Below are 10,927 nucleotides of genomic sequence, written 5' to 3'. Positions count from 1 at the left end.
GCCGTGATCCTGTTCCGCGACAAGCAGACTCGCGGTCGACTCGCCGAAAATCCGATCGCCGGAGGTGACTCGGACCAGATTGCGGATGCGTCGGATTTCGACGCGATAATCCGGCCGGTCCAGATAGCCCGATGGCTCCAAGATGTCTCCTGTGGGTCAGAGCAGTGTGTCGGAGTTCGTGGCGCGTGGTTCGAGGCCACGCACCATCGCGTGCACACTGTAGGAGGCGACCACGGACCCCGCTTCGGTATACACCTGGCCCTCGCTCTGGGCGTGACCGCGTCCGGCGTAGGTGACGCGGGTGGCGTACAGCAGCCACCGCGCCACGTCGACCTCGTCGTGGAAGGTGATGGTGGCCATCGTGATTCCGGTGGAGATCGACCGGTGCGCCATCGCCTCACCGAAACCCGCGTGCGGGCGCAGCGCGGCGGCCACCGTCCAGTGGGTGCTGGACTGGGTCAGCAGCGCGGCGTGCAGGTAGTCGTGCTCCGGAGCGTCGCGAAATCGTGTCCAGACGAACAACTCCGGCGGGCCGACCCGATTCGGATCCGGGTCGTAGGCGTCATCGACCACTCGCATATCGCGGCCGTCCACCTCGGTGCCCGGAATGGCGAGTGGGCGCAGTCGCTCCGGCGGGTCGACCTGCGGTATCGGGGCCGCCGAGCGAATCAGGTCGGGTGCACCGGCGTCGAGCAGCACGATCCCGGCGCAGCGCGGCGAATCGTGCTGGCGGATGGTGACCTGCGCGGTGGTGTAGGTGCGCCCGGATCGCAGCGTATCGACCTCGATATCGAGCGGGGCCGTATGTGCGGCGGCGCGCGAGAAGATCATCGATGCCGAGGTAACGCGTTGGCGCGGTACATGTTTGGCCGCTGCCACCACCGCGTCGCCGAGCATTTGTCCGGCTTCGACCACGTCGCGGGCCGTCGGACCGTGAGCCGGGGCCAGATATCGGCCCGCGCCGGACGGCTGCACATCCATCAGGCGCTGTAGTTCCGCCTGATTCCAGGTGGGTGCGGCAATATCTACCTGCGTATCGAATTCGTCGCTCAGCATATGGCTCGCATTCAGTGGCCGTTCGGGAGGTGCGGGAGGAGTTCGGTTTCGGGCTCGACGCCGAACGAACGCAAAGCCATGGCAACCAAAGCATAGGTGCCGACCGTGAAGACCAGGTCCATCAGCTGCTCGTCGTCGAACTCGCCGACGAGAACGTGCCAGGTGTCCTCGCCGATCGTGCCGTCGGCGAGCAATTCGTCGGTCGCGACCAGCAGGGCCCGCTCGCCTGTCGACCAGTCCCGAAGAGCTCCGTGCGCTACGCGGGCGATCTCTTCGGGAGCGATACCGGCCCGTTCGGCAAGGATCGTGTGCTGTGCCCATTCGTAGCCGCAATGCCGTAGGTGCGCGACCCGCAGGATGACCAACTCCCGTTGCCTTGCCGACAACGTGTTCTCCGCCAGCAGGTGCCGATTGAAGCTGAGGAACGGCTTCGTCAAGGCCGGATAGACTCGTAACCTGAAATTTGTTCAGAGAGGACCGGCCAGTGTGCCGCGCTGCCGGTTCTTACGAATCAACCCGCTCGCTCGATGACGCCGCGCAACACGGTGTCGCGGACGTGAATCTGGGACGCGTGCGTCCCGATATCCCGCAGGATGTTCTCCGGGATCCAGCCCACTACGATCACGCAGCGGGCGAGCATCTCGTTCGACGGACTGTCGACCTCGATCTCATTCGATCGAATCGCTTCGGCGAGCAATGTTTTCATCTGTCGCAGCCGCTTTGTGAAGAGCCAGCCCGGATTCGGGGTGTCGGGCGGCGACTGCCGCATCCACGCCAGTTGGATGCGGAACTCGTCACCGAAACGATCGAGCGCGTTGGTATTGATCCAGCTCAGCGCATCCAGCTTCTCGATCGCCGAGGCATCCGACCGCAGCACATTCGTCCAGCCGAGGCCGATCTTCGCACCGAAGGACTGCATGATCGAGGCGAGCAGCTCCTCCTTCGAGCCGATCAGCCAGTACACGGTTCCGGTGCCGAGTCCCGCGGCCGAGGCGATATCGCGGACGGTCGTATTCTCATATCCGCGGCGACCGAATTCGGCCCGCGCGACCGCGCGGACGCGAGCCGCCTTGTCATCGGGCTCGCTCTCCTGCGACCAGCTCCGGACGACTTCGTCGGCGGCGCGGAAGGCGGCGGAACGGTCGAGTTCCGCATCGGTGTGCTGCCGTGTGGCCAAGCCCTCCAACAGAATTCGGCACAGCAAGGTGGCCAACTTATCCGGCGATCCTTTGTGCCGGATGACGTCCAACCCGACCTGCAGCATCGTCTGACAGATCCGATCGGCCAGTATCGGCAGATCGACATCGGCCCGCAGGTAGCCGCTCCACCGCGCGGCACGCAGGGTTTGCAGCATTGCCTCGAGTACGGCGGTCGGTCGCTGCCTGGTCAATTCGACGAGTTCGGGTTTCGAACTCGGCCCCTCGTAGAACGACATCTGCAGGGCGGCACGATGGGCGACCGCGCACTGCGCGATCGCCGAACCGAGCTCGACGATTCGATCGAAAGGCGGTCGCGAGTCCGGATGGTTCAACCGGTCCTGTGCCCGCTGCGCGATCTGGTCCAGGTCCGCGTGATAGCGGCGCAGCAATTCGACGAGGATGGCTTCCTTGGATTCGAAATGGTGGTACAGGCTGCCCGGGAGGATGCCGCACGCGTCGGCGATCTCCTGCAGCGACGTGCGCAGCCCAGAGGTTGCGATCAGCGATGCGGCGGTCTGCAGGATCTCGGTGCGGCGGGTGCCGTCGTCGTAGGCGTGGCCGATATCGGCGGCGATGGCGCGCGGCCGCACATCGCGCTGCGCAGGCTTGCCCTGGCCACGCCCCACAACACCTCCCCGACACCTCGCCGCCGTTATGGGACCCTGACAATTTGGGCTACCCAATGTTTGTTCAACGGTAGCAGAGGGGGCCTCAAGCCGACGGCGTCGGCAGTTGCCGGGCCAGGTCGAGGACCGTCACGGTATCGGTGCCGGTCTTCTTGAGGCGTTCGGATGAACGGAATCCCAGTTCACCACGGTGTTCTCGTCGCTGCACGCCTGCCAGAACGGATCCCAGTGCGGGTCGTGCAGTGAGGGATAGTTCAGTTTGGTCGGGTTCTCGGAGAAGGTGACGGCGTGGCAGCCCTTCTTCGCCACCCGCCGTACCTCCTCGGCCATGAGTTCCGGATCCCAGATCGGGGGCAGCGCCTGCGGGATCATTCGTCCCGGGTAGGCGCCGCACCACTCGTCGATGTGCCAGTCGTTGTAGGCCCGCAGCACGGCCAAGCCCAGGTCCTTGTCCTTGGCGCGGGCGAAGTACTGACCGCAGAATTGCGGATAGGACGGGAAATTCAGCGCCGCGGCAACGCCATTGGCGTTCATATCGCGGATGCGCTCGTGGATGTTGTAGCAGCCGTCGCGGATCTCGCTGAGTTTGGTCGGCTCGGCGCCGTACTCGTCCGGGGGTCGGCCCGCCACCGCGTTCAGGCCGACATTGGTGGCTTCCTGTCCCTCGAACACCCATGCATCGGTGCCGTCCGCTCGCTGGATGAGCTTGGGCACATCGTTTTTGTACTTGGCGGGGATGTGGTTGTCGAACATGTCCGGCGGTTCGACGAGATGGTCGTCGACCGAGACGAGTACGAAGTCGTTCATGTCCATACCGCGCTCCTTGTCTACCGTTCGTTTCGGATGTAGCTCTGAACGGATATTTGGTCAGCGGCCGATGGATCGCCATGCGTATAGCTACGATCCGAACAAAAGTTAGGTATGCCGAGGGGTCGTCACATGGCAGATGAACTGACACCGGGCGTCAAGGACGCGCAGGCCAGATTCGATGCGGCCCCCGACACCGTACGTTGCGGGCACGTTCTTCCGATCCCCGACGCACCTCGAAGTGGTATGGGACCGATAGTGATTGACCGACCGATCCATCCGCCGCTAGTCTATGAACAAATATTAGGTTTTATAGGCGTCGAACGACACGGAGGAGCAATGTCGAACGAATCGCGCAGCGTTGTCATCACGGGGGCTTCGCGAGGTCTGGGACTCGCCTCCGCGGCGCATCTCTACCGGCGGGGGTGGCGAGTAGTCGCAGCCATGCGATCCGTAGATACCGGGCTCGATCAGCTGCGCGCGACGACCGGTGCGCAACAGGGTGATCCGCGCTTGATCGGCATCCGGCTCGACCTGACCGATCCGTCGTCGATCGAGGAGGCCGCGGCTGCCATCGTCCGTGCGGTCGGTGCTCCCCACGCGGTGGTGCACAACGCCGGTGTCTCCGCGGCCGGAATGGTCGAGGAGACACGGGCCGTACGCCCGCCATCACCGCACCATGGACCGGCGCGGGTGGGCGGCGATGAAGTACGCGGCCCGCTCGCCGGAACAGTTCGCCGCCGGGCTCGCCCGAGCGCTCGGCGGCACCGCACCGTTCGTGCGGCGCGCGGTGGGTCCGGATGCGCGAATGCTGTTGATCGCCAGTCGCATTCTGCCTACCACGGTCTTGCATCACCTGACCCGTCTGATGCTGGGGATTCCGCGAGCCGCACCGTTCCTGCGCCGGGCGGCGGGTCCGGATGCGCGAATGCTGTTGATCGTCAGCCGTATTCTGCCCGCCGCGGTCTTGCATCACCTGACCCGGCTGATGCTGCGAGTTCCACGATCCGGTGCCGCGAGCCAGCCGCTACCGGCCGACCTCCAGTCGCATGAGAGCGAGAGAAATGCTTGATACTGTTCGGTTCGAATCACGGATGTTGATCGATGGGGAGCTCGTCGACGGCCGGGCCGGGAAATTCGACAACATCAACCCCGCCACCGAGGAGGTGCTCGGTGCGGTTTCCGACGCGTCGGAACGCGATATGCGGATGGCCATCGCTGCCGCCCGCCGAGCCTTCGACGAAACGGCCTGGTCCACCGATCATGGCTTCCGGCAACGCTGCCTGCTGCAGTTGCAGGACGCATTGGAGTCCGAGCGGGAGGAACTGCGCGAGGAACTCATACTCGAGGCCGGGTGCCCGCGGGCGATCACGATGGGGCCGCAACTGGACGCGCCACTGGCGGATGCGCTCAGGTATCCGGCCGAGCTGATCGACAGTTATCCGTGGCGAACCTCCCTCGGCGATGCCCTGGTTTCGGTCACGGGCGTGCACACGCTAAGGGTGCGGCGACCATGAAGCGCCTGTTCCTCGAGCTCGGCGGCAAGTCGGCGACCATCGTCCTGGAGGATGCCGATTTGGCCTTGGGCTGCATGATGGGTATTGCGCCGTGTATGCACGCCGGTCAGGGCTGCGCCAATCCCACTCGACTGTTGTTGCCGCGGTCGCGGTATGACGAGGGGGTCGCGATTCTGAAGGCGATGTACGAGGGGGCGCACCGGGCGACCCGCAGGATCCCGCCACGCTGTGCGGTCCGGTCATCTCCGATAAGCAACGCAGTCGCATTCGTAGCTATATCCGGACCGGTGTCGACGAAGGCGCCACGCTGCTCGTCGTCGGCGCCGAGCAACCACAAGGCTTCGACAGGGGATTTTTCGTCGAGCCAACGCTTTTCGTTGATGTGGACAACTCGATGACCATCGCCCAGGAGGAGATCTTCGGTCCGGTGCTGGTCGTCATCCCCTACGACGACGAGGACGATGCGGTTCGCATAGCCAACGACAGCCCGTACGGCCTCGCGGGCAACGTGATGTCGGGATCCGTGGAGCACGCACTTGCCGTGGCCGCACGATTGCGCGCGGGCTTCATCGGCATCAACGGCACCGCGGGTTACGGCGCGGACACCCCGTTCGGCGGATACAAGGCCAGCGGGGTGGGCCGCCAGAACGGCATCGCCGGATTCGACCAGTACACCGAGGTCAAATCCATCGCCTTTCCCGCGATGTGAGTTCCGGACGCTAGATCCGTGGCCCTCGACTTGCCTGGATCGCCCGGCGCGCCATGTCGGAGGTGGCGTTGACGAGGCGGCGGTGGGTGCGAACGGATTCCTCGGACTCGGCCTCGGAGGGGTATTCACCGTGTTTGGTGAGTACCTCGGCGCAGGCCTCTTCCTGCGACGACCACAGGGCGACGAGGCTGCTTACCACGTAGCGGATCGATCTGGCCGCGCTTGCCACCACGGCGCGTCGTGACGGCGACGGCTATCTCGTCACCGGGCAGAAGGTATGGGCGAGCGGAGCGCAATACGCCGACTGGTGCCTGCTGCTGGCCCACACTGATCCGAAAGTGCCTAAACGCCGGGGCATTTCGTATTTTCTGTTGGATATGCGCACACCCGGCATCGATGTGCGGCCCACTCGGCATGCCACCGGCGAACGCACTTCTGCGAGATCTTTCTCGACGAGGTGCGCATTCCCGCCACCCAACTGGTCGGCGCGGAGCACGCGGGCTGGCAGGTGGCGCAGCAGACCCTCGGCGCCGAGCGCGGATCGACCATGCTGGAGTTGGCCGAACGACTGGGCAACGCTGGATTCCGGTGGCTGCTGTGGGCGTGCGCCGGGCCGGACGCGACGGGACGGCGTCCGATCGATGATCCCGTGGTGGCCGATCGTCTGGCCGGGTTCGAAACCGAGATCGCCGGTCTGCGCGCACTGTGCCGCGACCTGGTGCAACGCCACGATGCCGGAACCGTCGGCCCGGCCGACGCCTCGATCGTGAAGCTGTTCTACAGCGAATTACTCCAACAGGTAACGGATTTCGGCGCGGCGATCGGGGGAGTGGCCGCCCATACGGTGCTGCGCGAGCCGAGGTCGGGCGGTTGGGAGTCCGGGGCATGGGTACTGGATTTCATCGGCTCATGGGAATGGACGATTCCCGGCGGGACGAGCGAGATCCAGCGCACCATCATCGGCGAACGCGGCCTCGGCCTGCCCCGCGAACCGGCAGCGACATGAAGGCCGGAACAGTGTGCACCGAACCGGATTTCACCGAAATCCACGACGAACTGCGAGCGGTGACCCGCGACGTGCTCGCGACGGTCACGCCGGGGGAGCACATCGAACCTCGACCGGGCGGACCGGCACCAGCCACCCGCTGCCGCCGATCCGCGAAGGGCCGCGCGGACTCGCGAAAAGTGTTGTCCGGTCGGGATGCGGCCCAGGCGATTAGGGTCGCGTTTGTGGATGTGCTGGACAGGCTTCGGTTGGATGTTCCCGTCGCGCAGGCGGGCATGGCCGGTGTTGCTGGCGGCCGTTTGGCCGCTGCCGTCGCGAGCGCGGGTGGGCTCGGGACGATCGGCTTGCTGCCCGCGACCGATTTGCGGGCCGCGATCGGACGGGTGCGCGACGAGGCTCCCGGTCGTTCTGTGGCGGTCAATCTGCTGATGCGGTTCGCGCGCCGTCGTCACGTCCAGACGTGTATCGAAGCCGGTGTCGATGTCGTGGTGGTCGCCTTCGGCGGGGATGCCGCGCTGGTGCGTGAGCTGCGCGGTGCGGGTGTGTTCGTGCTGGTGATGGTCGGAACCGAGAACCAGGCCCGTGCTGCCGTGGCATGGGGCGCGGACGGTCTCATCGCTCAGGGCCGCGAGGCGGGTGGGCATCTGGTGGGAACTGTTGCGGCCCTGGATTTTTTGCCGCGCGCACTGGCAGTGGCGCAGGACCGTCCGGTGTTTCTGGCAGGCGGTGTGGCAACGAGCGGTGACACTGGTGCCGCGCTGGCCGCCGGTGCGGCCGGAGTGGTTGCCGGGACCCGCTTCGTTCTCACCGAGGAATCCGGCGCGCACCGCGAATACCAGCGTCGAATCCTCGCTGCCCGTATGACGCTGGAGACAACTCTGTTCGGGTTGAGTTGGCCGATGCGGCATCGGGTGGTGCCCAACACGGTCACCGATCGTTGGTGCCGCGCGGATGGGGCCGCGCGGCGGCTTCCGGCGCTGATCAACTCGCTGAGTGCCCCTCTGGCCCGCCTGGTGCCCGAGAAAAGCGAAGGAACGGCGCTGCGGATGCAGCGGCCCGCGATTCCACTGTTCAGTCCAGCAGCACCACTGGAAGGAATGCCCGGGCAGTGGGTCGATCGGGCCGCACTGTATGCCGGTGAGTCGGTGCTCCGGATCAACGGCGTGGTGTCGGCAAAACAAGCCGTCGCCGAGCTCGCCGGTTAATGCTGGGATCCGCGGTTGCGCCGGAAGGCTCGCAAAGCGTCGGAATGAGTGGACGGACCAGCGTTGACGCTAGGCTTGCGGCATGAGTGAGGCTGTCGACTGGTCGTGGCTGCGTAAACCGATCCCGGTTGTCGATATGGCCATGTACTTGGACATGCCCGAAGACGTAGCCCGGACCGTGGAAATCCGTGACGGCATGATCGTGCATTGCGAATCCCCGTCGCCGAACCATGTGGCGATCAGCGACAACATCAAGGGAGCGCTGCGCGAGGCAGTATCCAAGCGTCCCCGCGAAGCCCCGTGTATGCGGGCGAGCGGTGAGCTCGACATGCTGGTTTCCGAGGTACCGTTCCACTACAAGCGGCCCGATGCGATCGTGTACCGCTGTATCGATGAGCCGCGTGGCAAGTGGAAGACCAAGCCGATGGCATCGGACACGCTATTGGTCGTCGAGGTCGTATCACCCAACACGGTGACAGCCGATCTGGTCGAGAAGCGAGCGGAATACGCGCGACTGGGCATCTCGCACTACTGGATCGTGCGCATGGTGCAGGACGACGGCCCCGTGACTTCGATCGAGATGCTACGACTCACGACGGATGGCACCTATGTCCGCGAGAACATGTCACTGCGCGCCCGCGGCGATGCGGTGGCAGTCGACGTCGCGGACCCACTCGACGTGACTATCAGCTGGAATCAGCTCGACCTCGGATTGGACTGAAGCGCGCGACTACTGCGTGAGGCGCTCGGCCGCAAGCGCGCGGAGGTCGCTGGATTTGATTTTGGCGCTGCCGGTTTTGACAATGTCGGTGAGCCTGCCTTCCCAGAACAGTCGGTCGGTGTCGTCGAGGTGGCCGCCGTCGCCAGTGTGGAAGAAGCCCTCGGCGTCGAGCGTTTCGTCCAGTGGCGTACCGATGTAGCCCAACACCGCGCTCGAGTTGGCCACCGAAGTTCTCGCTGCCGCTCCGCTGTCGGTGCGGGCGGCCCGGGAAACGGTCGTGCTCGCCACCGAGATGGGTCGTACGGCCGCCCTGCAAGCGGCACGGCACGCGGCCGAATACTGCTACCGCAGCGAAGATGCGCAGGAGGGACCGCGCGCATTCGGCGAAAAGCGTTCCCCGCGTTGGCAGGGACGATGACTGTCCCCATCCGCGACCGATCAGGCGCTCGTGCGGCTGCTTCGATGTTTCTCGGTGAGGTTGGGCAGTACGGTGGAGATGTCGCGAGCCGCGGCCAGCAGTACTGGAACGACAGCGCCTTTGCGCTCTTCATCGTTCGGAATGATGGCCGACAGTGCGGCCACGACCGTGCCCTGCGAGCTGCGGATCGGTGTGGCCACACCGACCGTTCGGTGATGGGTGTGCCCCCGGCACCATGCGAAACCCCGTTGCCGGACATCCGCTATCGTGCGCCGCAGCCGGTCCGGCTGGGTGATGGTGTTCGGGCTGTAGGACAGCAGAGGCCCGGCCAGGACTCGTTCCTGTAGTTCCGGAGTTGCGAAGGCGAGCAATAGCAGCCCGGACGACGACGCGTGCAGTGGTATGCGAGTACCGACCCGAGTGGAATTGGCGACCGCCCCCGGCGCGGACAGGCGCTCCAGGCAGATCACATCGTGCCTGTCCCGGACGCCGAGCTGGATATGGTGGCCGATCGCCGCGTGCGCGCTCTTCATCGGCGGCATCGCGAATTCGCGCAGTGTCTGCGCCAACGACGCCCGCAGTCCCAACTCCCACATGCGTACTCCGACTCGCACCCGTCGGTCGTCCTCCCGGGTGAGCAGTCCATGCGTGACCAGTTCGGCAACCAGCCGCGACGCTGTCGCCCGGTGCAATCCGCTTCTGGCCGCGATCTCGGAGATCTGGAGGATCGGGTCGTCCGCGGTGAATGCGTCGAGGATCCGCACCGCGCGCGACAGTACGGACTCACCTGTTGCGAATCGTGACACTGTGCGCTCGTCCTCTCGTCGGCCTTCCCGATCCCGCCGACGCGGAGCGCCGGTAACAGACCCAACGGTTCCAGCACCGGTACGCGGCGACGATGGAGTGCGATCCCGAATCGATGGTGTAGCTGAGTACACCATGGTATTTCCCGTGACGGTTGTCACAGAAAGGAAATACTCATCCATTGAGATCGCTGCTAACACGCCGATTGCCCTCGGTTAGCTTCAGAACTGCGTCGGCCGAAATAAACAAGCAATGAAGCTGATTAGCCGTGCGCCGGGATATCGATTCGACTGCCCGCAGGGCGTCTGAATGAAAATGCAGCGAGGACATCAGATGAGGGATATTTGGCATGCCTTTCCGATCCGAAGAATTCGGGTCGCCGGTATTGCTGTTGCTGTTACCGCGGCGGTGGCGATGGGATTCTTTTCGCCCGGTGCGGCGAATGCCGACACCTTCGTGCCATTGCCCGACGGTCATGTGGAAGGACCGGGAGCGACCATCGACAGTGTCGGCGAGCACGCGGTGGTTTCGCCATCGCTCGCGGACAACGGAATCGGCCGGAACGTGTGGGTCTCCGGCCGTGTCAGCGCCGACGTGGTGACGCCGCACGGCACGGTGGGCCCGTACAACGGCCCGCAGAACAACCCGGGCACCGGCGACTCGTCGACGCACGGCGCTTCGGCATTGACGGTGGGCTATATCGTCGGCTGCCAGGTTGCGCTGGGGAGTCTGTCGTCGTCGTTGTCCGCCGCGCTGAGTACGGCACCTAGTTTGTCGGGATCGTTGTCCCTGCCACTGGCGCCGGGCGATGTGAAATGGGTGAGATTCGATCAGATCGATATCCCGGACAGTGGCACCT

Annotated in this window: 10 protein-coding genes and 4 pseudogenes; 7 read left to right on the top strand and 7 right to left on the bottom strand. The window is 65.1% G+C overall.

Going from position 1 to position 10,927, the window contains the following annotated elements:
- Positions 1-156: 156 nt before the first annotated feature.
- The 4 genes and pseudogenes from NP3_RS08505 to NP3_RS08490 all read right to left on the bottom strand — a co-directional run.
- Positions 157-1,056 (bottom strand): acyl-CoA thioesterase, encoded by a 900-nt coding sequence (locus NP3_RS08505; RefSeq protein WP_063039470.1) that lies wholly within the window; start codon positions 1,054-1,056, stop codon positions 157-159.
- 11 nt (positions 1,057-1,067) lie between these two features.
- Positions 1,068-1,493: a carboxymuconolactone decarboxylase family protein gene (locus tag NP3_RS08500; RefSeq protein ID WP_063039468.1), complete on the bottom strand. Its 426-nt coding sequence runs from the start codon at positions 1,491-1,493 to the stop codon at positions 1,068-1,070.
- Positions 1,494-1,567: 74 nt separating this feature from the next.
- The gene (locus NP3_RS08495; protein WP_063039475.1) at positions 1,568-2,845 is read right to left on the bottom strand and encodes a TetR/AcrR family transcriptional regulator; all 1,278 of its coding nucleotides are present in this window, start codon (positions 2,843-2,845) and stop codon (positions 1,568-1,570) included.
- 216 nt (positions 2,846-3,061) lie between these two features.
- Positions 3,062-3,694 (bottom strand): annotated as a pseudogene (locus NP3_RS08490) (amidohydrolase family protein); the annotation flags it as partial.
- A gap of 333 nt (positions 3,695-4,027) precedes the next feature.
- Between NP3_RS08490 and NP3_RS46550 the strand changes: the two are divergent.
- Both NP3_RS46550 and NP3_RS08475 read left to right on the top strand, forming a co-directional pair.
- Positions 4,028-4,760: pseudogene (locus NP3_RS46550) on the top strand (SDR family NAD(P)-dependent oxidoreductase).
- Between the two features lie 22 nt (positions 4,761-4,782).
- Positions 4,783-5,914 (top strand): annotated as a pseudogene (locus NP3_RS08475) (aldehyde dehydrogenase family protein).
- 10 nt (positions 5,915-5,924) lie between these two features.
- Here NP3_RS08475 and NP3_RS08470 read toward each other — a convergent pair.
- Entirely contained in the window at positions 5,925-6,113 is a 189-nt protein-coding gene (locus tag NP3_RS08470; RefSeq protein ID WP_063039462.1) for a hypothetical protein, read from the bottom strand.
- Between the two features lie 10 nt (positions 6,114-6,123).
- Here NP3_RS08470 and NP3_RS08465 point away from each other — a divergent pair.
- From NP3_RS08465 to NP3_RS08455, 3 genes and pseudogenes are all read left to right on the top strand, one after another.
- Positions 6,124-6,920: pseudogene (locus NP3_RS08465) on the top strand (acyl-CoA dehydrogenase family protein); the annotation flags it as partial.
- 224 nt (positions 6,921-7,144) lie between these two features.
- Positions 7,145-8,125, top strand: a complete 981-nt coding sequence (locus NP3_RS08460; protein ID WP_063039472.1) for an NAD(P)H-dependent flavin oxidoreductase — start codon at positions 7,145-7,147, stop codon at positions 8,123-8,125.
- Between the two features lie 82 nt (positions 8,126-8,207).
- Positions 8,208-8,846 carry a Uma2 family endonuclease gene (locus NP3_RS08455; protein ID WP_063039460.1) on the top strand — a complete coding sequence of 213 codons (639 nt, stop codon included), beginning with the start codon at positions 8,208-8,210 and terminating at the stop codon, positions 8,844-8,846.
- A 9-nt stretch (positions 8,847-8,855) separates the two neighbouring features.
- Here NP3_RS08455 and NP3_RS08450 read toward each other — a convergent pair whose 3' ends face one another.
- Positions 8,856-9,071 carry a hypothetical protein gene (locus NP3_RS08450; protein WP_063039458.1) on the bottom strand — a complete coding sequence of 72 codons (216 nt, stop codon included), beginning with the start codon at positions 9,069-9,071 and terminating at the stop codon, positions 8,856-8,858.
- Here NP3_RS08450 and NP3_RS08445 point away from each other — a divergent pair.
- Positions 9,064-9,264, top strand: coding sequence for a Clp protease/crotonase-like domain-containing protein (locus NP3_RS08445; protein WP_063039456.1), 201 nt, complete (start codon positions 9,064-9,066; stop codon positions 9,262-9,264). The two genes, NP3_RS08450 and NP3_RS08445, sit on opposite strands and share 8 nt — an antisense overlap.
- 20 nt (positions 9,265-9,284) lie before the next feature.
- Here NP3_RS08445 and NP3_RS08440 read toward each other — a convergent pair whose 3' ends face one another.
- Positions 9,285-10,070: an IclR family transcriptional regulator gene (locus NP3_RS08440; protein WP_063039455.1), complete on the bottom strand. Its 786-nt coding sequence runs from the start codon at positions 10,068-10,070 to the stop codon at positions 9,285-9,287.
- Positions 10,071-10,401: 331 nt separating this feature from the next.
- Between NP3_RS08440 and NP3_RS08435 the strand changes: the two genes are divergently transcribed.
- The coding region (locus NP3_RS08435; RefSeq protein WP_157124188.1) for an MspA family porin at positions 10,402-10,927 on the top strand (526 nt) is incomplete at its 3' end.

Source organism: Nocardia pseudovaccinii NBRC 100343 (assembly GCF_001613225.1).
GTDB lineage: Bacteria > Actinomycetota > Actinomycetes > Mycobacteriales > Mycobacteriaceae > Nocardia > Nocardia pseudovaccinii.
Note: the sequence above shows the minus strand (reverse complement) of the source record. Positions and strands in the feature narration are given on the sequence as shown.